Below are 26,385 nucleotides of genomic sequence, written 5' to 3' on the forward strand. Positions count from 1 at the left end.
CAATGCGCCGGCATTAGTGCCTAGTGCCCTTGCTCTAATCGACTTGCCGAAACGCCATTGGATTACGCCTGTCGTTGGCAGCGCTGCGTGAATGCATACTTGTACACGCTATGGTTCGGTGTATCTGGAAACAATGCATGATCGCCAATCCATCATGCAACCCATGCAATCATTCCGCCCACACTCTTTGCAGAACAACATCGGAAAGCTTTCCTTTATGCCGTCTCGTGTCGCATAACGGCCAATCCCCATCGGTAAGCAAAGCTGCTGCGTGATAACATTGGCCCACGGAAATATCTCAACCAATCCTCCACGTACGACTTCTCCCTTGCAGTAACCACAGCCCGATCGGCTGCCATTGCTTATCCAACATGCTTCTCAAGTTCATGCCGTCCGCACGTCTCAGGCGAGCGGGTGCGCGCAACCCCATAGGGATGCGCAACATCTTCCTACCCAAACCGGATGGTCTCTACTTCAACATGTGGCGCTATGCGTCAGGCGCACGGCTCAAGCTGGCTTTCGCATGGCTGCTGCTGATTGGCGCTGCCTTGATGGAGTTGCTGTCTCCATGGCTGGGCGCGCAGGCGCTCAACGTGCTGCAGAAGGAAGGTACACAGGCACTCTCGACTGCCGCCTGGTATGGCGCTGCCATTCTGCTTGCCGCAGTGGTCGCCTGGTCCCTGCATGGCCCTGGCCGGGTGGGCGAGCGCAGGATTGCCCTGCTCGTTCGAAGAAACTTCAGCAACGCGCTGTATGCAAAACTGATGCGTCTTCCCATGGCGTGGCATGACCGTCACCATTCGGGCGAAGTGCAGCAGCGCATCAGCCAGGCATCGCTGGCCTTGCACAACTTCACGCAGAACCAGTTCCAGTACCTCAAGGCCACGGTCCACTTCCTCGGCGCTGCCATTGCCATCATGCTGTTTTCCCCGCTGCTCGGATTGGTCGCCATGCTTGGATACAGCCTGGTCGGCATTGTGATGATGCGCTTCGATGTGGTCCTGATGCAGCTGGCCAGGGAAGAAAACGCCGCCGAGCGCAAGTACCAGGCCAAGCTGCTGGATTTTCTGGGCAATATCGCCACTGTCATGGCGTTCCGCATGCAGGACAGTTCGGGGCGCCAGGTCGACGAAAGACTCGGCAAGGTCTTTGTCCCGGCCAGGAAAGCGATCACGCTGGTGGAGGTCAAGTGGTGCATCGCCGACCTCTTCAGCGTGGCGCTCACCTGGGGACTGGTGGGCGCAGCGGTATGGATGAGCAAGCGCAACGGGACCATTCTGATCGGCGGGATCTTCCTCGTTCATCAGTATGCGCAGCAGGCACGGACAGTCGTCCTCGGCCTGGCGGACAAATTTCAGACAGTGGCGCGCTCGCGCACCGACCTGGCCAGCGCGGATGCGATCTGGACTGCAGCCGAGCGGCCCGAATCGGGCGCGGCGATCGCGCCGGAGTGGCAGCGCATCGAGGTGAGCAATCTGCACTACGACCACAGCGCAGCCGGTGCATCGGATTTGCACGCCGACAGCGGAAGCAAGACCGCCCCTGCAGGTGCCGGCCTGAAGAAAGTCGCGATCACGCTCGAACGCGGCGACCGCATCGCGCTGGTCGGCCCCAGTGGCGCCGGGAAAAGCACCCTCATGCGTGTACTGGCCGGGCATTACAGCGCGCATGGCCAGCACATTGCTGTCGACGGAAATCAGGTCCCGGCCGCGCTCCACCTTGGCAGCATTGCCACGCTCATTCCCCAGGAAGCCGATGTGTTCGAAGCTTCCATCCGGGACAACATCTCGCTGTCAGGTGATCATGGCGACAACGAGATCGGCGAGGCCATTCATGTCAGCGCATTCGCCGCCGTCATGGCCGACATGGCCCTGGGGCTGGATACGCCGCTGTCGGAACGTGGCTGCAATCTATCGGGCGGCCAGCGTCAGCGGCTGTGCCTCGCACGCGGTCTGCTCGCCGCGCGTGGCAACTCTCTCATCTTCCTGGATGAGCCGACCAGCGCGCTCGACCCGGTCACCGAGGAAACCGTGTTCGCGCGCATCACGGCGGCCTTGCCCGACGCCTGCATCGTGGCATCCGTGCACCGCATGAACCTTCTGCGTCACTTCAACAAGGTGGTGCTGATGGCAAACGGCGAGGTTCAGGATATCGGCACCATGGGCGAATTGTTGAGTCGCCAGCCCGCATTCCGGGAAATGCTGGCGCAGCACGGGAGCGAGGACGGCATATCTGCGGTGCCATCCATGGAACAGATCGACCGCTGAGCACAACGGCGCAGGCCGCGATTCAATTTCGCGGTCCGGAAGAAAAAGGCCAGCCGAATCCGGCTGGCCTTTTTCTGTTTCAGGTATCGCAGTCACTTCTTCACAGCTGATCCGGCAACGAAGCGCACCAGCGCCAGCAGGGGAAACAGGCTGCCGGCGAGCGCTATCCACTGCCATCCGCCGTGGCTGTACAGAGGGCTCGCCACGCTCGAGCCTATGGCGCCGCCGATGAAAATGCTGGTCATGTACAGGGCGTTCAGTCGGCTGCGGCTTGCCGGATCCAGCGAATAGATTTCGCGCTGCCCCAGCACCATATTCATCTGCACGCAAAAATCCAGCACGATCGCGGCGAAGGCCAGTCCGATGAAGCCCCACTGCGGATGGACCAAACCCGGCAGGTAACTCAGCACGCCGCCAAGAAGCGCTGCCAGCGTGGCAACCTGTGTGTGACCGGCATCTGCCAGGCGCCCGCTGATGGGTGCCGCGATCGCACCGATGGCACCGACCAGGCAGAAGATGGCAATCTGCGACTGCGAGAATCCATGCACCCGCACCAGTTCCAGTGGAGCGGCCGTCCAGAACAGGCTGAACGTGGCAAACATGCAGGCCTGGAAAAAGGCGCGCTGACGCAAGGCCGGAAAGCGCAGCATCAGCGTGCCGAGCGAACGCAGCAGTTCACCGTACGTTGCCTTGTGATCGGGCTCGCGCTTCGGCATCTTGGCGAACAGCATGGTGAAACCGGCCATCAATACTGCTGCAATGCCGAACACGGCGCGCCAGCTCAGATGGCCGGCAATGAAACTCGACAGCGGCCGTGCCAGCAGGATGCCCAACACCAGACCGCTCATGACGGCACCCACGACGCGTCCGCGCGAGGCCTCCGGCGCGAGATGCGCAGCCAGCGGAATCATGATCTGCACCGACACCGAACTGAACCCGATGAGCAGCGACAGCACCAGGAAGATGTTTGCCGACGAGGTCATGGCCGCCGCGGCCAGACTCAGGATGGAAACCGAGGTCGTGAGCATCATGAGCCGCCGGTTTTCCACCAGGTCGCCCAGGGGCACCAGAAAGAACAAGCCGAGCGCATAGCCGATCTGGGTCAGCGACACGATCAGACTGGCCAGGAAGGGCGACATGTGAATGTCCGGCGCAATCAGGCCGATGATGGGTTGGGCGTAGTACAGATTCGCGACGATCGCTCCGCAGCAGAACGCGAACAGCCCGATCGTGCCACTTGTCATGGTCGCAGCGGGCGTTCCCGCAGAAGCAATGCCTTGACGCATTTGCATGATTCCATCCTTTTCAATCTTTTCAACAGCTGCCGGCTGGCGGCAAAAGCCGTGCATGATGCCAGCAAGTTGGAATTCGTGCTTCACGAGGCAGCAATAGAAGGCAGTCGGAAGGATGGATGGCCGAGCGACCGGGGGATCACCGGGAGCAGGATGTCGAACCGCCTCGCGTAGCGTGGTCGCCTTACTGAGCGCCGGCAGCAGCGACGCTTAGTCGCCTCACTGGAACCGATCTTGCTGGTCCCGGATGCTTTCGCGGATGATCACGTGCAGCCTCTCGCAGGCAGGGGTCAGTGCGGACTCGGCGCGATGAATTGCCAGCTCCATGCTCGGCAGAGGTGGCAGCCCCAGCTCCCCGTCTGCCATCACACGCAGGCTGGCCGTCATGCCGAAGCGGCTGCGCACCGTCACCCCCAGTCCTGCAGCCACTGCCGCCCAGACGCCACCCAGGCTCGGACTGGTAAAGACCAGCCGCCAGGGAATGCCGGCATGGTCGAGGGCCTCGGTGGCGAATGTGCGCATGACACATGGAGCATCGAATGCCACCAGCGGAATCGGCTCGCGCTTTTCCTGCCAGCGCAGGAGCGACCGGTCGGCCGGCCCGATCCACTGCAGGGCATACGTGCCGATGGTTTCCATGTGCGGCGTACCACTCCCCGCGTTCCAGGCAAGCGCGAGGTCGAGATGTGCCGCTTGCACCTGGGAGATGAGTTCCGCATTGCGCGCCACCCTGGCCTCGATCCGGACGGATGGATGGGTGCGCGCAAATCGCCCCAGCATCTCGGATAAGAGCTGTTCTCCGAAATCTTCCTGCAGGCCGAGCCTGACCCTGCCTTCGAGGCCCGCACCGCCCAGCGCCATGCATGCTTCGTCGTTCAATTCCAGAATCCGGCGCGCATAACTGAGCAGCAGCTCTCCGGCGTCGGTGAGCATCAGGCCGCGCCCGGACTTGCGCACGATCGCCGTGCCTGCCTGCTCTTCCAGCTTCTTCAGCTGCGCGCTCACCGCCGAGGTCGAGCGGCCGAGCCGGTCGGCGGCCTTGGCGAAACTGCCCAGTTCCACGCCCGCGCTGAAAGTGCGCATGGCATCCAGATCGAAATTGATTTTGCGCATTCAATCGTCCTGATTTTCAGGATCATGGGTTCAAAACTTTCTGATTTTCCAAACGATGATCCGGAAATATCATGAGCCTGTCAATTTAACCCGAAAGGAAAATCACGATGAGCACATCGACAGGAAATGGACAGAAGGCGCTGGGCGCAATCGCACCGAAGCTGGCCGAGGTGACGGATAAGGTGCTGTTCGGAGATATCTGGGAACGCACCGAGCTTTCCAGCCGGGAGCGCAGCCTGATTACGGTAGCGGCCCTCATCGCGCTGTATCGGCTGGAGCAATTGCCTTTTCATCTCGCCAAAGCCGTCGAAAACGACATATCGCGGGAAGAACTCGCCGAAGTCGCTACTCACCTCGCCTTCTATGCCGGGTGGCCTTGCGCGGCAAGCGCGGTGAAGCTGCTGCAGAACCTCGAACCCGCAGCCCGCGCCGCCTGAAGGGGAGGGCCGCTCCATGCCCTATGTTCGCATCACGCTTCTACGGGGAAAACCGCCATCGTTTCTGAAGGTGCTTTCGGACAGCGTGCACCGCGCGCTGGTCGAGGACTTCGAAGTGCCTGTTGCGGATCGCTTTCAGATCATCCACCAATGTGAACCGAGTGAACTGGTCTTTGACCGGCATTACCTGTGCGGGCCGCGTTCGGACGACTTCGTGCTGATCAACGTTACGGCCGGCCGGCCGCGCACGGATGAGGTCAAGCAGGCGTTCTATCGGCGTCTTGTGGAGTTTCTCGGCGCTGCACCCGGCATGCGGCCGCAGGACGTGATGGTGGTCATCCAGACCACGGAGGCGGTGGACTGGTCCTTCGGCGAAGGAATTGCCGCCATTCAGAAAATTCCACTCGAAAGGGATGCACGATGATCGCAATGCAATACAGCTTTGTTTTACCGGCGGACTATGACATGTCGATTATCGATCGACGCATCGCCGAGAAAGGCCGCTTCACCGACGGCCTGACGGGCCTCGTGTTCAAAGCCTACCTGAGCACCCGCAAGGCAGTTGCGCAGGGGCCGGAAAGCGAGAACCGCTATGCGCCCTTTTACCTGTGGGAGTCTTCGGCAGGAATGAACGACTTCCTGAGCGGTCCAGGCTTCGTCGCCGTGTCGCAGTCCTTCGGCTGGCCTTCGGTGAAGACCTGGTCGGTGTGGCATGCGGAAGTGTCAGAGTTCATTGCGAACGCCCGCTTTGCCAGCCGCGAAGTGATTCCCATCCGTCCCCATGCGCGGCTGGATGAGTTGCGCGGCAGGGAAACCCGGTACGCGCGGGAATTCGTGGAACAGCATGGCGCATTGGCCGCGGTGGCCGGCTTTGAACCGACGACCTGGAGCATCGTCCGCTTTCAGTTGTGGAAGGAGACTCCGCCAGCCGCCTTGGTTGCGGATGACTGCATTTATGCTGTCGGGCATATCTCGAGACGATAAGCCGAGCAAATCCTATCGTGCAAATGCCGCGGCTCGAATACCCGCCGGTGCAAAGAGCGAACCCTCAAGCCTCACGCCGTGCCAGCGCCAGGTAGGCACCCAGTCCCAGCATTGTGATGCCTGACGCCTTAGTGAGCAGTCGAGCGCGTGCGGCACGCGCGACGCCCGACTTGAGCAAGCGCGCAGCTGCGAAAACCGCAACGACATCGACGAGCGTATTGAGGGCAACACAGATGCTTCCAAGCAGCACCAGTTGCGGAATCAAGGGCTCGCCCGGCGAGACAAACTGTGGCAGGAACGCCAGAAAGAACAGTGCGGTCTTGACGTTGAAGGCTTCAACGACGATTCCCTCCAAAAAAGCGCGATGCGCTCCTTGCGAAGCGACAGGTTCGAATGAGAGCGCCTGATCCTTGCGCAGAAGCAGGCGGATGCCCATGTAGAGGAGATAAGCAGCGCCGAGGTACTTGACCAGGTTGAAGGCCAGGGCAGACTGGGCAACGATCAGCGACAAGCCGAGTGCCGACGCGAGAACGTGGAGCATTCCACCAATTCCGGTACCAAAGCACGAGGCCAAACCTTCTGCGCGACCACAGGCGACCGTACGAGCGACAACATAGGCAATGCCTGGACCAGGGGTGATGGCAAGGACGGCGGCGGCGATGACGAAGGTCAGGAATGACATGGTCTTGGTGGCATTCAGGATATGGGCCAGTACCATCCGGCGTCGAGCTTCGGATCGGTAAGCACCAGGAGCCGGACATTGTCACACTCATACTGGTGTTGCAAGCCAGAACAAAGGGCTGCCCGGATGGCCAGCCCTGCATTCCTCAATGTGCTTCAATCCAAGCCACATTTGATGCAATCAGCCAATTGTAGCGTCAAATATATTGCAGTCATAAACATCCGGCCTTCAGCTGAGTATCTGCTTGCTGTCCGCATTTGCGCGCCGCTTCGTGAACTACGGGTTTATTGGAGCTGCCTGGGCGGCTGGAACGCCTTCTTCATACCTTGCCTTCCCATTGGGTCGCAAAAAAGAGCGGAGCATGTCACATTTCTAAATTCCCATTCGTCTTTGCATCAGGAAGGAATTTTTGACGAAAGGAGCAAACATGAAAGCAAGACTGGACCCCTTTGCCGTAGCCCCTCAGATGATGCAAGCGATGCTCAAGCTTGAAAATGCCGTGCGGGAAAGCGGCCTGGAACAGAGCCTGGTGGAACTGGTCAAGATCCGGGCTTCGCAGATCAACGGATGCGCCTATTGCCTGCATATGCATACCCGCGACGCACGCTCTTACGGCGAGTCGGAGGAGCGACTATACTTGCTCAACGGCTGGCGCGAATCGCCTCTGTATAGCCCGAAGGAACGCGCGGCGCTCGCATGGACCGAGGCCCTGACCCTGATCGCACAAACCCAGGCGCCGGACGAGGTCTATGCCGGGCTGGATGCCCACTTCGACGACACGGAGAAGGTGAAGCTGACCTTGCTGATCATGACCATCAATGCCTGGAACCGCCTGGCGGTCGGCTTCCGCGCGGTCCACCCCCATTGACATGGCTGCCCTCCCATCAAACAGTGCCGAAAGCTTCATGCGGATCAGGCCGCGCCTGGTCCGCATTGCCTATCGCATGCTCGGCTCCGTGGCGGAAGCGGAAGATGTCGTGCAAGACGCGTATTTGCGCTGGCATCGTACTGACCATGACGCGATTGAAAGCCATGATGCGTTTCTGGTCAGGATGGTGACGAGGCTTTGCCTGGATGTGCTGAAATCCGCGCGGGTTCAGCGTGAAGAGTACATTGGCTCCTGGCTGCCCGAGCCCTTTATCGATACGGAAGAAAGCCGCAGCGACGACATTACGCTGTCCCTGATGATGGTGCTGGAAAGGCTGTCGCCGCTGGAGCGTGCCGCCTTTCTTTTGTACGATGTCTTCGGGCTGGACTTCGAAGAAGTTGCACGAGCGGTGGAACGCGACGCGTCCACTTGCCGCAAGTTGGCCAGCCGGGCTCGGGAGCATGTACAGCAGGCGCGCCCGCGTTACCCGGTGCCGCCTGAGCTCGGCAAGAAAATGGCTGCCGCTTTCTTTGCGGCTTCTCGGGAGGGAAATCTTCAGGTTCTTGAAACGCTGCTTGCCGCCGATGTGACGCTTTATTCCGATGGAGGAGGGAAGCGCGTGGCCACCATCAAGCCGGTTTACGGTTCTCAGAAGGTAATCCGGTTTTTCATAGGCCTGTCTCAAAAGCCTGACTATGTGGCAGGGCGATTGCTGGCGGAATGCCTGATTGATGGCTTGCCGGGATATGTCACGCTGGAGCGGGACGACATCGTGCAGACCACCGCGCTGTCGATTGAAGCCGACAAGATCACGGGTATTTACGTGGTACGCAATCCCGACAAACTCAAGCATGTCCTTTCTTTCATCTAGTGCTCTTTGAGTGATGGCAATGGGTCACCAAACATGGTGCAATCGTCCGCTTATGTGAGTCGATCACTTGCAAAGGATTGCGTCAAAGTGCGGAATCGGCCCAAGCCCGGCTTGATGCAGTGGATCTGATTTAGTGCTTGTCTATTGCAAGCGTGAATTCACCTGCGTAGTGCAGCACCGGCCGCCAGAAGCCCCCATTCTTTCCTCGGGCATAATCACATTGTTTCGGCGCCGGGCAGGCGCCGCCATGCAGGCGGTATTTGCCTTGCAGAGCCCCAATCATTTTCAGGCATTGAGAAGTAATGCGTAAACCTATACTGGACGGCATGTCGGTCCGCCATTTGTTGCTCCTGGTATTTACCCTGATCGTCCTTCCCTTAAGCGGCACCTCGATCCATGCGCTTTTCACATTGGAGCGCCTGGTCGAGGACAGCCGGGAAGCGACGTATGACGCCATTCGCCTGACGGAAGATGTGCAGCGTTTAAGCGGAAGAACCATTGCAATGGAACGCAGCGCGCGCCAGTACCTGATTCTGAACGACCAGACTTTCGAGGCGCTTTACGAGGACGCATGGAAGGATGCGCAGGAACTGCTTGGTTCGCTGTCTGTCGCCTTACCCGGCATGGCGCCCAAGGCGTTTGAACAATGGCGTAACGAAAGCACGGCGGCATGGGGCATTCTGCAGCATCACTCACAGTACCTGCCCGCCACCAATGCAGCGAACCTGAGCCAGATTTTTTCGCGGCTTGCGCAGATCAACAACCAGCTCGCGGCGGAAAGCAAGAATGAAGTCGAGCGGCAGAATCAGCGGCTGCTGGCGGATCTCAAGCAGCGGCAGAACGTGCTGGCCTGGATGGTCATTTCCATGGTGCTGCTAGCGGCAGGACTGGCATCCGTTTTCGGTATATGGCTGTCGCGCTCGCTCGCGCAGATCGAGTCCGCCATCGGCGATCTCGGCAAAAACCGCCTGGACCAGCCGATAGAAGTGAAGGGGCCTGCCGACCTGCGGCAATTGGGCCTGCAATTGAACTGGCTGCGGCAGCGGCTGGGCGACCTGGAAAACGACAAGGCGCGCTTCCTGAGGCATATCTCGCATGAATTGAAAACACCGCTGGCGGCCCTGTCCGAAGGCGTTGCGCTGTTGGGCGAGGAGGTGGTCGGCGGACTCACGCAGCGCCAGCATGAAGTCGTGCGCATCCTGCGCCAGAACACTTCCGCCTTGCACGGGCAGATCGAGGATCTGCTGCGCTACAACGCTGCCGCTTTCGACGTGCAGCATCTCAAGCTGCAGCCGGTTGACCTTGAAGCGCTGTTGCATCAGGTGATAGACAGCCAGCGCCTGCAATGGCAGGCGCGCTCCTTATGCGTAAAGTTAGCGGGTTCCGCCAAACCGGTCATGGCCGACAGTGACAAGTTTTCCATTGTCTTCGGGAACCTGCTGTCGAACGCCATTCGCTTCAGTCCCGATGGTGGTACCATTCAGTTCACTTTGTCGGATGGACACGAGCATGTCCATATCGACTGCGCCGACGAAGGGCCGGGCGTGGCGACTGCGGACGTAACGCGCATTTTCGAGCCCTTCTATCAGGGCATCCATCAGCCCGCAGGGGCCCGCCGCGGCAGCGGCATCGGCCTTTCCATCGTGCGCGAATACGTCGAAGCACACCGTGGTACCGTTCAATTGCTGCCCAGCGAGAGGGGAGCTCACTTCCGTATCGAATTAGCCAATGAGAATTAAATACCTGGCATGCTTGCTTACCGTGCTGATCACCGGATGCGCTGCGCAGCCTCCAGCGCCGCTTCCGCCGGAGCCACAGGAAGTCATGATCGTTTCCCGTCCCAGCGAAGTGGAGGAATTGCTTTCATATCATCAGTCCCTGCTGATCCTCCCGCGCGCCGAAATCACCAGGGAACTCGAGAAACTGGATGTCCAGCCGAAAAGCCCGAAGCTTGCTATCCAAAAGGCAATGGCCCTGGCGCTGCTGGGCCGCAAGGCAGACCTCGCGCTCGCCCAGACGCATCTTCAGGGCGTAATAAATACCGACGACACGGTGCCGCTGAATCTCCGTGCATTCGCGCAGATGCTGTCGTCGAATGTTGCAAGCTCCCAGCGGCTGGCCGAACAACTCGACAAGACGGAACGGCAACTCGCTGAAAGCCAGCGCAACGCGGAACACTTCCACAGAATGCTGGATCAACTCAAGGCGATCGAGAGCACGCTGCCGGCTCGCCGCAGCAATTCGCCCTTGATCAGGCAGGACGGAACACGATGAACGATTTGCATATTCTGCTGGTAGACGACGATCCCGACCTGCTGCGCCTGTTGTCCATGCGGCTGACGGCTGCCGGCTATCGCGTTACCGAGGCCGCCAGCGCGGAAGCGGCCCAGCTGCAGCTGGCATTGGGCCGCCCTTCGCTGGTCATCACCGATGTGCGCCTTCCGGGCCGCGACGGACTGGCACTCTTTGACGACATCCGCACCCAGTATGCCGGCCTGCCGGTCATCCTGCTGACCGCGCACGGCACGATTCCGGATGCGGTCGATGCCATCGCACGTGGCGCGTTCGCCTATCTGACCAAACCTTTCGACGGCAAGGTGCTGCTGGATAAAGTATCGCAGGCGCTCAGCCTGGCCATGCCTGTGGCGCCGCATGCCCACGGCGACGAATCATGGCGGGCTGATATCGTCAGCCGCAGCCATTGCATGGAAGAACTGCTGGCCGAGGCCAAGCTGGTGGCCGGATCGGATGCCAGCATCCTGATTCGCGGCGAAAGCGGCACCGGCAAGGAAATGCTGGCGCGCGCCATCCACCGCGCCAGCCCGCGCGCGCAGGCACCTTTCGTTGCCATCAATTGCGGCGCGATTCCCGAACACCTGCTCGAGTCCGAGCTGTTCGGCCACATGAAAGGCGCGTTTACCGGTGCCGCGCAGAACCGGCGCGGCCTGCTGCAGGCGGCCGATGGCGGAACCCTCTTTCTCGACGAGATCGGCGACATGCCGCTTGTGCTGCAGGTGAAGCTGCTGCGCGTGCTGCAGGAACGCATGGTGCGGCCCCTGGGCTCGGACGTCGCGACGCCGATCGATGTGCGCATTCTGTCGGCAACCCACCGCGACCTGGACAAGGCCATGGCCGAAGGCCAGTTCCGCGACGACCTGTATTACCGGCTGAATGTGGTGACCTTGTGGATGCCGTCGCTGAATGAACGGCGCGAAGACATCGCGCCGCTTGCCAAGCATTTCATCCGCCTGCTCGCGGCCAAGTACCAGAAATCGGTCAACGGCTTCGCCCCCGATGCGCTGGAAGCCCTGGTGTCCGCCTCCTGGCCCGGCAACGTGCGCCAGCTGTACAACGTGGTGGAACAGCTTTGCGCGCTGGCCATCACGCCGCTCATCCCCCTTTCCCTCGTGCAGAGGGCGTTGCGGGTGCCCTCGCTGGAAGTATTGAGCTACGCCGAAGCGAAGCTGCGCTTTGAACGCAACTATCTGATCCACCTCTTGAAGCTCACCGACGGCAATGTCTCGGATGCGGCCCGGCTCGCCGAGCGCAACCGTACCGAGTTCTATCGCCTGCTGCAAAAACACGAGCTCACGCCCAACCTGTTCCGGCAGGATGGCGATCCTGTCGCCGAATAGCGACAGGAACAAACCCTTTCGAATCAATCACTTGCCATAAGCAGATAGCAACCGTGTCGCCATACAGCGACAAGCTCGGCTGCTTCCGGCCGGCACGGCATGTCTTCTTTTCATTTAAGTCGCTGAATTCATTCACCTTTTCCTGAGTGGCACAGGCCTTGCTCTAAGCAAGGCATTGTTCATCTGCCCATGGCAGCAAAGAGTAAAGGTAAGAAATGAAAATAGAGGCATGGCAGCTGGCGAACCCGCAATCCGACGAGATGCCGCTTTCCCCGGAGAAGGAAAAGGCGCGCATCGACATCCTCAGGACATTTTTCCTGCGCGGCCCCAGCATCTGGACTTACCGTCCCATCCTGGAAGCATGGATCGACATCGGCCATCTTGAAGAACGGCCTTCCAATACCATCCCGGGCCTGTACGAGCGCCTGTGCGCCTGGCTGCCCGGACTGATCGAGCACCACTGCGGCGTCGGCACGCGCGGCGGTTTCCTGGAACGGCTGCGCGACGGGACATGGGCCGGCCATATCCTCGAACACCTCATGATCGAGCTGCAGATGCTGGCCGGCATTCCGACCGGCTTCGGCAGGGCGCGGGAAAGCTCCAGGCGCGGCGTCTATAAAGTCGTGGTCAGAACGCCCGACGAGAAAATCGGTCTGGCAGCGCTGCACGCAGCGCGCGACCTGCTGATTGCAGCGATCGAAGGCGACGCATTCGACGTCGACGCAGCTGTCCTGCGTCTGCGCGGCATGTTGTCGGAAAGCGGGCTCGATCCCAATACGCTCTGCCTGCTTGAAGCAGCCACGGAGCGGCGCATCCCCGCCATCCGCCTGAATGATGGCGGGCTGCTGCAGCTCGGCTACGGCAAGAACCAGCGGCGCGTCTGGATGAACAAGGTGCCGCAGGGCGGCGCGATTGGCCAGAGCATCGCCGACGACCCCATGCTGGCGCGTGGCCTGCTCCAATCATGCGGCATACCGGTGCCTTACATGGAGCGGGTGGAAAGCGCAGAGGAAGCCTGGGCGCTGCGGCAGGACCGGGAGCGGCCGCTGGTGATCACGCCGGCGAATGCCGATGGCCGCAATGCCGCGCGCCAGGCAGCGGATACCCGCGAACAGATTGAAGCGGCATACCGCGCCGCCCGCGAAGAAGACAGCGAGGTGCTGGCCGAGGATTACCTTGCCGGAAACGACTATCGGCTGCTGATCGTCGGCAACCGGATTGCCGCCGCCGCTCAGTGCAACGCGGCCGATGGCACGAGTATGGCGCAGATCGCGGTCGCTGCTATCCACCCGGAGTTCGATGCAATGGCTACCCTGGCGCTGCGTGTCGTAGGACTGGACATCGCGGAAGTGCGCCTTGTCGCGGCCAACCTTTCCCGGCCGCTTTCCGAGCAGGACGGCTGCAAGGCTTGCATCACCCGCATCAACCCCTTGCCTGACCTGCAACACTACGGCAGCCGGGAACAGGGCAGCCTGCGTCCGATAGGACTGGCGATCGTCGATCACCTGATGGGGCACGTCAAGGAAGATCCGCTGCCCATCGTCGGCGTCAGCGGAAGCAGAGGAAAAACGGCAGTGGCGCGCCTGGTGGCAAAGCTGCTGCAGGACAGGTACAAGAAAGTCGGCTTGGCATGCGCGGACGGTCTTTACCTTGGATCACGACAGGTCGAGCGCGGCAATCAGGCTGGCTGGCACGCCGCGCAGCGCGTATTGCGCAATTCGCACATCGATGCCGCGGTGTTCGAACACGGCTGGCAGGAAATCCTCTCCGAAGGCCTCGGGTACGAACGCTGCATGATCGCCGTCGTCACGGGCTGGGACAGCCGGGATACCGTGCCCGAATACGACATGCGCAATGCGGAGCAGATGAAGAAAGTGATCCGTACGCCGGTTGACGTGGTGCTGCCCGAGGGCGCGGCTGTGCTCAATGCCGACGATCCTGCGGTCGCCTCCCTAGCGGACTATGCAGACGGCGAAGTGATTTTCTTCAGCCGTAGCGGCGAGGCGCCGTGCCTGGCCGAGCACCGGAACAAGGGCGGCCGCGCCGTGTTCCTGCGCAACGGGGATATCGTCTTCGCCGTAGGGCGGCACACCATCGCCATCCAGCTCGCTGCGGTGCAAGCTTCCGCACACAGCGCGGACAACATGCTCGCCGCCGCTGCCGCCGCCTGGGCGCTGGGCATGTCTCCTTCATCCATCTGCACCACGCTGAAAGCCGTTCACACGCAGCCTTCCGTGGCCGCACTTACCGCTGAATAAGGAAAAAGGGCGCCCTTCCAGGGGCGCACAAGCAGTTATGGAAATAACACGCATCAAGGCCTTGCGCGGGCCAAACCGCTGGAGCAGGAAAACCGCCATCGAAGCGACGGTCACCTGTCTGCCGCATGAACGGAACATCGACGGCATTGCCCGCTTCCTGGACCGGCTGAACACGCTGGCATCGCCGGAATCCATCCTGCAGAAGAAGGAAGACGGCACGCTGACGCTTGCGCACATTCTGGGCTCGGCCGCCCTGCATCTGCAGCGGCGCGCCGGATGCGAGATCAGCACATGCGTCGTTACGCGCACCTCGGACCCGGCAGTACTGCAGGTAGTCGTCGAGTATGCGGAAGAACCGGTAGGCCGGCTGGCCTTCGACATGGCCGCCGCGCTCTGCAATGCGCTGATGGAAGGCGCGGCATACGATATGCCGGCCGCCGTTGCACAATTACACGAGCTGTATGAAGACGTGCGCCTGGGCCCGAGCACCGGAGCGATCGTCGACGCAGCGGTCAGGCGCGGCATTCCCTATCACCGTTTGACCGAAGGCAGCATGGTGCAGTTCGGCTGGGGCAAGCGCCAGCGCCGCATCCAGGCAGCCGAGATGGACCGTACCGAAGCGATCGCCGAAGCGATTGCACAGGACAAGGACCTGACCAAGAGCCTGTTGCGCGATGCCGGTGTCCCGGTGCCGCAAGGGCAGGTTGTTTCCAGCGCGGAAGCGGCATGGGAAGCGGCGCGCGCGCTGGGCGGCCGGGTCGTCGTCAAGCCGCGCGACGGCAATCAGGGCAAGGGCGTGGCGGCCGGCATCAGCACATGCGAAGAAGTGATGGCAGCTTGCGTGCGTGCACAGGAAATCGATAGCGACGTCATTGTGGAGCGCTATCTTCCCGGCCGCGATTTCCGCCTGCTCGTAGTGGATGGAAAGCTGGTTGCTGCAGCCCGTCGGGACCCTCCGCAGGTGCGGGGCGACGGCAAACGCAGCATCCGTGAACTGGTGGAGCACATCAACCAGGACCCGCGCCGCGGCGACGGGCATGCCACGCCACTGACCCGCATCCGTCTCGACAAGCTGGCGATCGCCACTCTTGAAAACCAGGGCTTTGGTCCGGACAGCGTGCCTCCTGCGGGCGTGACGGTGCTGCTGCGTAACAATGCCAACCTTAGCACCGGCGGCAGCGCGACCGACGTCACGGACGAAGTGCATCCCGAACTGGCGGCGCGTGCGGTTGAAGCAGCATTGATGGTCGGCATCGACATCTGCGGCGTCGATGTCGTCTGCGAAACCGTCAGCAAGCCATTGGAAGAACAGGGCGGCGGCATCGTCGAGGTGAATGCTGCGCCGGGTTTGCGCATGCATCTGCAACCTTCTTTCGGCGCCGGGCGCCCGGTGGGCGAAGCCATCATTTCAGCCATGTTCGAAGACGGTGACAACGGCCGCATTCCCATAGTGGCAGTCACCGGCAACAATGGCAAGACCACGACGGCTCGCCTGATTACGCATGTGCTAAAGCAAACCGGGAGGCATGTCGGCATGACCAATACCGACGGCATCTACATCGACGGCCAGCGCATCGATTCCGGCGACTGCAGCGGCCCCAAGAGCGCGCGCAACGTGCTGCTGCATCCGGACGTGGACGCTGCCGTATTCGAGACGGCGCGCGGCGGCATCCTGCGCGAAGGACTGGGCTTCGATTATTGCGACGTGGCAGTCGTCACCAATCTGGGCGACGGCGATCATCTGGGCATGAATTACATCGATACGGTGGAGCAGCTTGCCGAGGTCAAGCGCGTGATCGTGCAGAGCGTATCGCCTTCCGGCATGGCCGTGCTGAATGCGGCCGATCCTCTCGTGGCCGCCATGGCCGATCATTGCGCCGGGAATATCACTTATTTTGCGCACGACCCGGACCATCCGGTCATGCTTGCGCACGCCAAAGCCGGCGGGCGCATCGTGTACCGCGACGGCGACAGGATCGTTGCTTGCGAAGGGCAATTCCGGCATGCCATTCCGCTGTCCAAGATTCCATTGACCATGCGCGGTGCGCTCGGCTTCCAGGTCGACAACGCGATGGCGGCCATCGCCGCCGCCTGGGCGCTGGGCATTGCATGGGACGACATGGCTGCCGCGCTGGCCCGCTTTGCCAGCGATGCGCAGACCGTGCCCGGCCGGTTCAACCGCTTCGACTGGCGCGGTGCAACCATCATTGCCGATTACGGCCACAATCCGGATGCGATGAAGGCATTGGTCCAGGCAGTCGGCAATCTGCCCGCACGGCGGCGCACGGTCGTCATCAGCGGCGCCGGCGACCGCCGCGACGAAGACCTTCGCCGCCAGACCGAGATCGTGGGCGACTTGTTCGACCGCGTAATCCTGTATGAAGACCAGTGCCAGCGCGGGCGTGCCGACGGCGAAGTGATCGCGCTGCTGAAGCAGGGACTGTCGTCAGTCGGCCGAGTATCCGAGGTGCAGGAAATCCATGGCGAAATGGCAGCGATCGATGCAGCGCTGAGTGGACTGCACGCAGGCGACTTGTGTCTCGTTCTGGTCGACCAGGTGGAAGAGGCGCTTGCCCATATCGGCCGGCGCACCACGGAGGCGCCTGATGCATGTAACGGGACGGTGGTACACGAGGCTGTGGCATGACGAGGCGCACCTGGCGCTCTTTCTAGGAGAGGAAAGATTGGCGCGGCAGGGGATAGCACCTGGAGCGGTCGTGCGATCGCGCGGAACATTTCGTGAGCCGGCACGACCGCGCGGGCATGGTGAAGCTGCATGAACAGGATAGGCGGGTCGCCGCCTGAATTTAATCGAGTGCTTTGCCCGCACGCGCGACACAACCGGCCGTCGCGTAAGCCCACTACCCGCACTTCAAAACGGCGCTGGCATCTCCTTCCTGCGAGAAATGCGGGGTTTGCGATGCCGCGGCGGGTTTCATGAGCAGCTCGCACATTTTGACTGACAATAAAAAAGACCCATAAATTTTCCAATTTATGGGTCGGCTTTTCTCAGATTATCCGTCTATCTACACGGAGGCCACCAAAGTTATAGCAATCGCGGGAGCGGGGGAGGACATAAATCAACGGCTTAGGGATCTCTGCTTCAACACGCAGCCTGGCGGGTGGGCAGAGTTAATGCAATTTGCCTACTTCCGCACCATAGTTGTTGCAATGAGCCTATTGAGAGATACCGACCCTGTAGGATCGCGAGCAACCCTCTGGGAGGCCCTTAAGATTTCTGATCCGGACCAGTAGCGTCTTCAGTTCGGTCCACTTGTGGGCACTTACCGGATACAGCAAGAGCATGGGTGTACGCCGCCTGTCGATCCACAACGGACGTTCGTCTTGCTCCGAAGCGGGCGTGCAATGTTCACAATGACCGACCCAGAAGCGTTCGGTGTCGATTGAATCGGCAAGAGTCGTCACCTTATTTCTGGCGTGCTATTTTCCCATTCGCCCAGCGGTATCGTTTGACCCTTTGTTTCTGACCTGTGCCATACGGCGATCTTAGCTCGATGACCGCGCCCGTTGACAGATACTTTGCGCCGACTAACTCGTTGCACTCGCCGAACGGCTTTGAGAACTTTACCGCTGTCGCCGACGTAATCTCCAGTACAGCAAATTCATGTCTGCAATGTAAGCCGTTAGTGCCTATATCAACGATTAGGTATTCGGAATCGCCTTTAGGAATTATTCGATATAGATCGATCCCATTACCGTCATACCTGGCAATTTCCTTCCCATTAAAGAAGACGGCGTAGCTGCCTGCTTCTTCTCGTACTTCGGCCGCCCCGTAATGTGTTTCGACCGGACCGCAATAGGCGGTTGCGGCATGCAACGAGAACAGCAGGAGACACGAGCGAAAGAGCGACATTAGTCTCATCAACGGACCCGCTTAACGATATAGGTTGACCAGCGCGGAGCGCCAGCATTGAACCGCGAGTTAAACCAGCTATTCACCAAAATCCCCTTCCAGGACAACTGTTCCTAATCCGTCTAGCCTACCCTGAGCCGGTTCACTGCACTTTTTTGAAGACACAATGCCCTCAGAAGTCACATTGACGCCGTGTCGATATGCAGGCCGCTTGTCATCGGTACCATGGTCCTCAATGGAGTAGACGCTGTACACGAACTTTCCGGCTTTAAACGTGAGCCAAGTATCAAATACTTCAGCATGAGAGTTCGCTTTTAGCCTAAAAGCTCGTTGCGTCCCAATCTTTGAAGCGGGATATGTCATTTCAATAGCACCTAGCCGACCGTAGCGATATTGCATATATCCTGTGGTGGCGGCCAGTGGTTTTGAGCTGCAAATTGAAAGTATTTTGTCCGACTTCTCAATCCGGCAACTTAGAACGATCTCTTCATTTGAGGCGCATAACGTAACGCCTAACGCGTCTGTTGAGGTGCAAAGCCCTGCCGCGATCGCCCAAGTTATGCGCTTCGTCAGCTTCTTCATGTTGTTTAACGTGCGCAATTCCTGGAGCGCGTAAGCGCGTCCGCGTTGATTGAAACGTTGAACTTAGTCATTGTCGATAGACTTGACTGGTAGGCTTTTTCGATATTGATCGATGCTGACGAGGATAGCGCGGTCGCCTTTGATAAATCTGCCCGTACAGACCGCGTTATATCCGTCTCCGCAGAGCACTTCTGGATATTGACCATACGTCAGCTTTTGATGCACTCCGGAGCGGCCCCATTCAGAATCGAGTTTCCAACCTTGACGAAGCAATCTGGCGCGAGCGTTCGCGTAACCTTCACCCTCCTTATGCGTCGGCTTGACGTCGCCAGCAATAGCCAGGCCACTAAAGATAAGAAACGTTACGAGCAATAGTACAGCAGAGATTCGGCTAACCGGACGTATGCGGATTGCAGCAGAATACTGAAGACAACATGGGCATGGATGGCAACGTCCATTAACAAGGTTAAATTGGCCTAACATCTGCGGCTGATGGAAGTATGGATGATTAGTGATAGGGCATTTCAACCTAGTGTGCAAAACTCATCCCGTCAACGTGTTTGGGACAAAACGGAGATACCCGGCAATATCGGGACGGCTGCCGACAGCTTTGTCTTTAGGATGAGTTCGGCCTTCATTAACGGGGACCTCAGTGAAGTCAAATGGGCTTATGCCTTCCACGCATACTGCATTTATGCCGTACTGATTCGGGTTGGAGCGGCGCCGATGGTAGGTATAGATCCGGCACTCCGAACAAATTTGGTTCAACGACTTACTTTGCCAATGCGTTCTTTATAACAACCGACCCTAACCTTGGGTCCAGGCTTTTTAGCTCTCGCACATCTCGGTCGAAATCGTTTTTGACCGACATGTTGATGTAGCTCGGAACGAACTCCCCGCCATACTTGTTAGCCCGAGCATCAAACATCACCCCATAAGACATCTGGATGCTGCCGATATACGTCACCTGACCCGCGACGACCTCGAATTCCCTTGGGTTCGTTATGTTCTTTTCCTTGAGGAGAAACGATCTGTTTGACGCCATTGGCGTGACATCGCCCTGCGTCAAGCGGTACTTGCCCGGCTTGACGACGGCGAGGAGAAGTTTGGCATAGTCTTCGTCAGGCAGTGCGCGCGGGTCCTTGGACCAAAAATAGCGGTTGTCCGACCTGTTCAGCAGCCATTCCTCGCCCTGCCCATCCGTCGGCCCATAACGGAGGTGGAAGTTGAAATGCAACGTCGTAGGAGCAGGGTGCGGAGTCGCAAAATAGACGGTTGCCGCCACCAGGCCCGAACCTTCGGGCATCAATGGCTGGGTGGTGTCGCCAATCTTAGTTTGGGTGGCGCAAGCGGCTAAGCTAAGGAGAATTGCCGAAATCAGAAGACGGCGGCCAGCGTTAATAAATTGCATATCGTTTCTTCATGAAGGTAAAAGACAGCTGGAGCGTTCTCTCGAATGCGCTATATTGCCAATAAGCAATATACTGTTGCAACAGTTAAAGTTGTGTCAAGTAGGCTACCGTCTTTTCGCCAATAGCTTTAATTTCGGATGTGCAGGACTCGCTCTGACATCCCGATGTAGCGACTAATATGATTTGTGCTCACGCGCTTTTTCGAGATGTCCAAGGGGTCGTATGCCCGCCCGACCGGATTGGATGCAGCCAGTCCGGGTTTCGATGTCCGCTTTCGGGCATTGAACAGATGCTATGGGTGTCTGCAATTGGCCGGCTGTCGACATACACATCGCCTGTCGCTTTGACCAATTAGTGCCTGCAAGCGGACATAGCTGCCATCACTACTGTTCCCGCATCAGAAATGAAAAGGGCCAACCAAATGGTCAGCCCTCTACTCCCGAAACTACTCATTCCATCTTGTAGGCCAGTTGCATTAACTAGCACCCGCTAGTTGCACTTCTGTGGCGCCAGCTGCAATTACTTTGGCGGCCTCGCTACACAAAAGCTTAGACGTCAATATTCCCCGCCTGCAGCGCGTTCAATTCAATGAACGCGCGGCGCGGCTCGACATCGTCACCCATCAGCGTCGTGAAGATCTGGTCCGCGGCAATCGCGTCTTCGATCTGCACTTTCAGGAGACGGCGCACGTTCGGATCCATTGTGGTTTCCCACAGCTGTTCCGGGTTCATTTCGCCTAGGCCCTTGTAGCGCTGCTTGGACACGCCGCGCTCGGCTTCATCGCGCAGCCAGTCCATCGCTTGGCGGAAGTTGGCGATCGCGATTTCCTTGGCCTTGTCGCCCTGCCCGCGGCGCACCAGGGCACCCGGGCCGATCAAGCCCTTGAAGGTGGAGGCGGCGGACGACAGTGCCAGGTAGTCCGGGCTGTGCATGAAGTCGGCATCGATCACACTGACCTTCAGGTTGCCGAAGTGGCGACGCTGGATCTTCAGGGCGTGCTTGTCCGACAGTTCATCGGACGTGACGACGACTTCGACGGTCGGGTCGTTGATCGCCTTGGTGAGCGTCTGCGCGGAGGTTTCGGCGCTGGCCGTGGTGTCCAGGTTCAGTTGCGCACCGGTCGCGATTGCAATCAGGGCCGCTTCGTCAATCGCGCGCGACAGGCGCATGATGATGGCGTTGGCGGTGTTGTACTGGCGGACCAGTTCGGCCAGCGCATCGCCGGCAATCGGCTGCGCGCCTTCCTGCGGGATCAGTTCGGCGTCGTGCAGCGCGATCTGCATCATGTACTGCGATTCCTCGACGTCATCCTTGAGATAGCGCTCGTCCTTGCCATGCTTGACCTTGTACAGCGGCGGCTGCGCGATGTAGACATGGCCGCGCTCGACCAGCTGCGGCATCTGGCGATACAGCAGGGTCAGGAGCAGTGTGCGGATGTGGGCGCCGTCGACGTCGGCGTCGGTCATGATGATGATGCGGTGATAGCGCAGCTTGTCGACGTTGAATTCATCCGGGCCGATCGACGTGCCGAGGGTAGCGATCAAGGTCGTGATCTGCTCGGAGGACAGCATCTTTTCGAAGCGGGCCTTTTCCACGTTCAGCACCTTGCCGCGCAGCGGCAGGATCGCCTGGAACTTGCGGTCGCGGCCCTGCTTGGCGGAGCCGCCTGCGGAGTCACCCTCGACGATGTAAAGCTCGCACAGGGCCGGGTCCTTTTCCTGGCAGTCGGCCAGCTTGGCGGACAGGCCGAGGCCATCCATCACGCCCTTGCGGCGGGTAAGTTCGCGCGCCTTGCGCGCGGCTTCGCGGGCGCGCGCGGCTTCGACGATCTTGCCGCAGATGATCTTGGCGTCGTTCGGCTTCTCGTTCAGGTAATCGGTCAGCGTCTTGGCGACGATTTCTTCGACCGGGCCGCGCACTTCGGACGACACCAGCTTGTCCTTGGTCTGCGAGCTGAATTTCGGCTCCGGCACCTTGACCGACAGCACGCAGGTCAGGCCCTCGCGCATGTCGTCGCCGGAAATCTCAACCTTCGCCTTCTTGGCGAGCTCGTTTTCCTCGATGTACTTGTTGATGACGCGGGTCATCGCAGCGCGCAGGCCAGTGAGGTGAGTGCCGCCGTCGCGCTGCGGGATATTGTTGGTGAAGCACAGCACCTGTTCATTGAAGGCGTCGTTCCATTGCATGGAAACGTCGACGCCGATCATCGTGCCCTGCTCGGACACCTTCTCGCCGGTGGCCTGGAAGACGGTGGGGTGCAGCACGTTCTTGTTCTTGTTGATGTATTCGACGAAGCCGCGGGTGCCGCCTTCGAAGGCGAAATCCTCTTCCTTGCCGGTGCGCTGATCGGTCAGCTTGATGTGCACGCCATTGTTCAGGAAGGACAGTTCGCGGATGCGCTTGGCCAGGATGTCGTAATGGAATTCGACATGGCTGAAGATTTCCTCATCCGCCCAGAAGTGGACTTCGGTGCCGCGCTTGTCGGTCTCGCCGATGACCTTGATCGGGGAGACGACCACGCCGTCCTGGGTTTCCAGTTCGCGGTTCTGCACCACGCCCTTGGCGAATTCCATCGTATGTACCTTGCCGTCGCGACGGATGGTGAGCTTGAGCTTCTTGGAAAGCGCGTTCACGCAGGACACGCCCACGCCGTGCAGGCCGCCGGAAACCTTGTAGGAATTCTGGTCGAACTTGCCGCCGGCATGCAGCTCGGTCATCACGATCTCGGCCGCGCTGCGCTTCGGATCATGCTTGTCGTCCCACTTGATGCCGGTCGGGATGCCGCGGCCATTGTCGGTAATGGAAATCGAGTTGTCGGCGTGGATGGTGACGTGGATTTCGGTGCAGTAGCCGGCCAGCGCTTCGTCGATCGAGTTGTCCAGCACTTCGAATACGAGGTGATGCAAGCCAGTGCCGTCCGACGTGTCGCCAATGTACATGCCGGGACGCTTGCGCACTGCCTCCAGGCCTTCGAGGATCTGGATCGAGGATGCGCCGTACTGGTTCTGTTGCGCCTGGCTGGGAGTGGGTTGAGGGATTGCGGACATGGCTGCTTTCTGAAAGAACGATAACTACTGGGACATCAATATTTCTGCAATCGGCAAAGGGGCCGCATCCACTGCTGCGAGCCTCCCTTTGCCGTATTGTTTGCGAGCGATATCAAATGCGCATCGGCATCACGACATACTTGAAATCAGCATTGTCGGGCACCGTGATCAGCGCGGATGAGTTGGCGTCGCCAAGCGCGATGTTGATCTGGTCGCACTTGAGGTTGTTTAACACGTCGAGCAGGTAGGTGACATTGAAGCCGATATCGATGCTGTCGCCGCCGTAGTCGATTTCGATTTCCTCCACGGCCTCTTCCTGGTCGGCATTGGTGGAACTGATCTTCAGGCTGCCGGGGCTGATGATGCAGCGCACGCCCTTGAATTTGTCGCTGGTCATGATGGCGGCGCGCTGCAGAGAGCGCAGCAGCTGCTCGCGGCTCATCGTGAAATTGTTCTTGTATCCCTTCGGGACCACCCGGGTGTAATCCGGGAACTTGCCTTCGACCAGCTTCGAGATCAGTTCGATGTCGGCGAAGGTGAGCTTGACCTGGTTGTTGGCGATTTCCACGTCGACCGGATTGTCGTTTTCTTCCAGCAGGCGCTGCAGTTCCAGGATGGTCTTGCGCGGGATGATCACTTCCTGGCGCGCGAATTCCTGTTCCGCCTCGACTTGGCAGAAGGCGAGGCGGTGGCCGTCGGTCGCAACCGCAATCACGTTCTTGCCGTCAACTACCAGCAGCAGGCCGTTCAGGTAATAGCGGATGTCCTGCTGGGCCATGGCGAAATGGACCATGTTGAACAGGTGCTTCAGGGTCTTTTGCGGCAGTGTCACTTTCGCGTTGTACTGCTCGGCCTGCGCCACCGTCGGGAATTCCTCGGCAGCCAGGGTCTGCAGGGCGAAGCGCGACTTGCCGCTCTGCACCGTCATGCGCTTGTTGGCCAGGGACAGCGACACGTCGCCGGAATCGGGCAGGGCGCGCAGGATGTCGAGCAGCTTGCGCGCGGCGACGGTCGTGGCGGCGACATCACCGCCGGTGCCGACTTGCGCATGCGTCGTGATCTGCACTTCGATGTCGGTCGACAGGAAGGACACCTTTTCGCCGTCCTTGCGAATGAGGATATTGGCCAGAATCGGCAAAGTGTGCCGACGCTCGACAATACCGCTCACAATCTGCAGAGGCCGGAGTAGCGTGTCTCTCTGGGCTTTAACCAATTGCATGCTTTTATCCTTGTATGAGTGTGACGGTGAGGTTGATAAATGAAGTTAATAAGATGAGGCAAAATTCCGATAAATCAATTGCTTACCACGTGAATCCGGCGCAAAAACATCCTCTATTTTGACAGAAAGATTGCCGCCAAAAAACCGGCAGTTTTGCGGATCATTGCCTGTTTGCACATGCAAACTTATCCACAGGCTGCCGGGCAGCAGTTCATCCCTTCAAGGTTTGCTCCAGCACGTGCAGTTCATGATTGAGTTCGGGGTTCTTGGTACGGTCGGCGGCAATCTTGCGCACGGCATGTAGCACGGTCGTGTGGTCGCGGCCACCGAACAATTCGCCGATTTCCGGCAAGCTCTTCTGGGTCAGCTCCTTGGCCAGGTACATCGCAATCTGGCGCGGCCGCGCGATATTGGCCGGCCGCTTCTTCGAATACATGTCGGCCACCTTGATATTGAAGAAATCGGCGACCGTCTTCTGGATGTTTTCCACTGAAATCTGGCGGTTCTGCACCGACAGCAAATCCTTCAGCGCTTCCTTGACCACGTCGATGGTGATGTCCTTGCCGTGAAAGCGCGAGTACGCAAGGATCTTGCGCAGAGCACCTTCGAGTTCGCGCACGTTCGAGCGCAGGTGCTTGGCCACGAAAAACGCCACATCGTCGGACAGGCCCACGCCTTCCTGCGACGCTTTCTTGAGCAGGATCGCCACCCGCATTTCCAGCTCCGGCGGTTCGACCGCGACCGTGAGGCCGGAATCGAAGCGGGAAATCAGGCGGTCATCCATGCCGCTGATTTCCTTCGGATACGTATCGCTGGTGATGATGATCTGCTTCTTGGCGGCGATCAGGGCTTCGAAAGCGTAGAAGAATTCTTCCTGGGTGCGGCTCTTGCCGGCGAAGAACTGGATATCGTCGATCAGCAGCAGGTCGAGCGAGTGGTAATAGCGCTTGAAGTCATCGAAACCCTTGCGCTGGTAAGCAGTCACTACGTCGCGAACATATTGTTCCGCGTGAATGTAGCGAATCCTGGCGCTCGGATTTTCCTCCAGCACCTGATTCCCGATTGCATGGATCAGGTGGGTCTTGCCGAGACCGACACCGCCGTACAGAAACAGGGGGTTATACGAAACACCGGGATTGCTGGCAACCTGCACGGCGGCCGCGCGTGCCAGCTGGTTGGCCTTACCGGTCACGAAGCTTTCGAAGGTCAGCGCAGGATTGATCTTGCTCTGCTCGCGCCGCGGACTGCTGTCGATGACTATGTCCGGCCGCTCGTTGATTTCGCCGATATCCGGCACAGCATGGGGGGTGGCAGCGGCAGGAGTGGGTGCCGATTTTCTGGCACCGCCGGCTTTCGGGTCGAGCACGAACAGCACCTCGATCGGTGCATCCCAGTACTGGCTTGCAAGTGTGGTGATGCGGCTGGCGAACTGGGTCTTCACCCAGTCCAGCTTGAAACGGTTCGGCGCGGCAATGCGCAGGCGGCCATCTTCGAAATCAAGCGGCGCCAGTGGCTTGATCCAGGCACTGAACTGCTGCGGCGTGAGCTCCTGCTCCAGCATTGCGGAGCAGGTCTGCCAAAAATTTTCCATGAAACGTCTAAAGAAAGGGTGCGGAATAACGGGTCGCTTTTGCCCTTGAGTCGATCAACAGAACTCCCTCACTTCCTTCGCCCATCTTTTTATCAGGATATGCGAGCGTCTGGAAAATGAACTGTTTATCAACAAGAATGCGCCATACGATCCCGCTATTTTACCCTTCCCGAGGAAAGTTATCCACAGGCTGCACTGCTTTTCGGACGCATCCGCTTCCAGGCCGCACTTGACAAATCCGGCTAAGTGATTG

20 protein-coding genes are annotated in these 26,385 nt (G+C 59.5%); 11 read left to right on the plus strand and 9 right to left on the minus strand.

Annotated elements, in window-relative coordinates; all coding sequences use genetic code 11:
• Positions 1-434 precede the first annotated feature (434 nt).
• A complete protein-coding gene (locus HGHM_RS21450) occupies positions 435-2,267 on the plus strand; it encodes an ABC transporter ATP-binding protein (RefSeq protein ID WP_019142375.1) in 1,833 nt (610 codons plus the stop codon).
• Positions 2,268-2,359: 92 nt separating this feature from the next.
• Here HGHM_RS21450 and HGHM_RS15050 read toward each other — a convergent pair whose 3' ends face one another.
• A complete protein-coding gene (locus HGHM_RS15050; protein WP_081583587.1) occupies positions 2,360-3,559 on the minus strand; it encodes an MFS transporter in 1,200 nt (399 codons plus the stop codon).
• 219 nt (positions 3,560-3,778) lie between these two features.
• Complete coding sequence (locus tag HGHM_RS15055) at positions 3,779-4,672, minus strand: LysR substrate-binding domain-containing protein (protein ID WP_019142378.1); 894 nt, start codon at positions 4,670-4,672, stop codon at positions 3,779-3,781.
• Positions 4,673-4,779: 107 nt separating this feature from the next.
• Here HGHM_RS15055 and HGHM_RS15060 point away from each other — a divergent pair, with 107 nt between their 5' ends.
• Genes HGHM_RS15060 through HGHM_RS15070 form a run of 3 tightly spaced genes read left to right on the plus strand, consistent with a single transcriptional unit; the run spans position 4,780 to position 6,093 of the window.
• Entirely contained in the window at positions 4,780-5,109 is a 330-nt protein-coding gene (locus HGHM_RS15060; RefSeq protein WP_019142379.1) for a carboxymuconolactone decarboxylase family protein, read from the plus strand.
• A gap of 16 nt (positions 5,110-5,125) precedes the next feature.
• Positions 5,126-5,533: a tautomerase family protein gene (locus tag HGHM_RS15065; protein WP_019142380.1), complete on the plus strand. Its 408-nt coding sequence runs from the start codon at positions 5,126-5,128 to the stop codon at positions 5,531-5,533.
• Between the two features lie 41 nt (positions 5,534-5,574).
• Positions 5,575-6,093, plus strand: a complete 519-nt coding sequence (locus HGHM_RS15070) for a DUF4865 family protein (RefSeq protein WP_245549224.1) — start codon at positions 5,575-5,577, stop codon at positions 6,091-6,093.
• A gap of 64 nt (positions 6,094-6,157) precedes the next feature.
• Here HGHM_RS15070 and HGHM_RS15075 read toward each other — a convergent pair whose 3' ends face one another.
• The gene (locus HGHM_RS15075) at positions 6,158-6,775 is read right to left on the minus strand and encodes a LysE family translocator (protein WP_026076067.1); all 618 of its coding nucleotides are present in this window, start codon (positions 6,773-6,775) and stop codon (positions 6,158-6,160) included.
• Positions 6,776-7,202: 427 nt separating this feature from the next.
• Here HGHM_RS15075 and HGHM_RS15080 point away from each other — a divergent pair, with 427 nt between their 5' ends.
• The 7 genes from HGHM_RS15080 (at position 7,203) to cphA (ending at position 17,054) form a co-directional block, all read left to right on the plus strand.
• Positions 7,203-7,643 carry a carboxymuconolactone decarboxylase family protein gene (locus tag HGHM_RS15080; RefSeq protein WP_026076068.1) on the plus strand — a complete coding sequence of 147 codons (441 nt, stop codon included), beginning with the start codon at positions 7,203-7,205 and terminating at the stop codon, positions 7,641-7,643.
• 1 nt (position 7,644) lies between these two features.
• Entirely contained in the window at positions 7,645-8,514 is an 870-nt protein-coding gene (locus HGHM_RS15085) for a sigma-70 family RNA polymerase sigma factor (protein WP_026076069.1), read from the plus strand.
• Positions 8,515-8,816: 302 nt separating this feature from the next.
• Entirely contained in the window at positions 8,817-10,253 is a 1,437-nt protein-coding gene (locus tag HGHM_RS15095; RefSeq protein WP_051155300.1) for a sensor histidine kinase, read from the plus strand.
• Positions 10,243-10,788, plus strand: coding sequence for a hypothetical protein (locus HGHM_RS21455; protein WP_148415529.1), 546 nt, complete (start codon positions 10,243-10,245; stop codon positions 10,786-10,788). The genes HGHM_RS15095 and HGHM_RS21455 overlap by 11 nt, the downstream gene beginning before the upstream one ends.
• A complete protein-coding gene (locus HGHM_RS15105) occupies positions 10,785-12,149 on the plus strand; it encodes a sigma 54-interacting transcriptional regulator (RefSeq protein WP_019142388.1) in 1,365 nt (454 codons plus the stop codon). Before HGHM_RS21455 ends, HGHM_RS15105 begins: the two co-directional genes overlap by 4 nt.
• A 215-nt stretch (positions 12,150-12,364) precedes the next feature.
• On the plus strand, positions 12,365-14,407 hold the full coding sequence (locus tag HGHM_RS21460; RefSeq protein WP_019142389.1) for a cyanophycin synthetase family protein: 2,043 nt from the start codon (positions 12,365-12,367) through the stop codon (positions 14,405-14,407).
• 37 nt (positions 14,408-14,444) lie between these two features.
• On the plus strand, positions 14,445-17,054 hold the full coding sequence (gene cphA / locus HGHM_RS21465; protein WP_019142390.1) for a cyanophycin synthetase: 2,610 nt from the start codon (positions 14,445-14,447) through the stop codon (positions 17,052-17,054).
• Between the two features lie 780 nt (positions 17,055-17,834).
• Here the strand turns inward: cphA and HGHM_RS15125 are convergent.
• The 6 genes from HGHM_RS15125 to dnaA all read right to left on the minus strand — a co-directional run bounded on the left by HGHM_RS15125 (position 17,835) and on the right by dnaA (position 26,132).
• A complete protein-coding gene (locus HGHM_RS15125; RefSeq protein ID WP_019142392.1) occupies positions 17,835-18,281 on the minus strand; it encodes a hypothetical protein in 447 nt (148 codons plus the stop codon).
• A 78-nt stretch (positions 18,282-18,359) separates the two neighbouring features.
• On the minus strand, positions 18,360-18,863 hold the full coding sequence (locus HGHM_RS23205; RefSeq protein WP_148415531.1) for a hypothetical protein: 504 nt from the start codon (positions 18,861-18,863) through the stop codon (positions 18,360-18,362).
• A gap of 772 nt (positions 18,864-19,635) precedes the next feature.
• A complete protein-coding gene (locus HGHM_RS15140) occupies positions 19,636-20,274 on the minus strand; it encodes a hypothetical protein (protein ID WP_019142395.1) in 639 nt (212 codons plus the stop codon).
• 549 nt (positions 20,275-20,823) lie between these two features.
• Entirely contained in the window at positions 20,824-23,322 is a 2,499-nt protein-coding gene (gyrB, locus tag HGHM_RS15145) for a DNA topoisomerase (ATP-hydrolyzing) subunit B (RefSeq protein WP_019142396.1), read from the minus strand.
• A 112-nt stretch (positions 23,323-23,434) separates the two neighbouring features.
• A complete protein-coding gene (gene dnaN, locus HGHM_RS15150; protein WP_026076071.1) occupies positions 23,435-24,541 on the minus strand; it encodes a DNA polymerase III subunit beta in 1,107 nt (368 codons plus the stop codon).
• Positions 24,542-24,752: 211 nt separating this feature from the next.
• Positions 24,753-26,132, minus strand: a complete 1,380-nt coding sequence (gene dnaA / locus HGHM_RS21470; RefSeq protein WP_034348554.1) for a chromosomal replication initiator protein DnaA — start codon at positions 26,130-26,132, stop codon at positions 24,753-24,755.
• Positions 26,133-26,385 lie beyond the last annotated feature (253 nt).

Origin of the sequence: Noviherbaspirillum massiliense JC206, assembly GCF_000312045.1 — a bacterium.
Classification (GTDB): Bacteria; Pseudomonadota; Gammaproteobacteria; order Burkholderiales; family Burkholderiaceae_D; genus Noviherbaspirillum; species Noviherbaspirillum massiliense.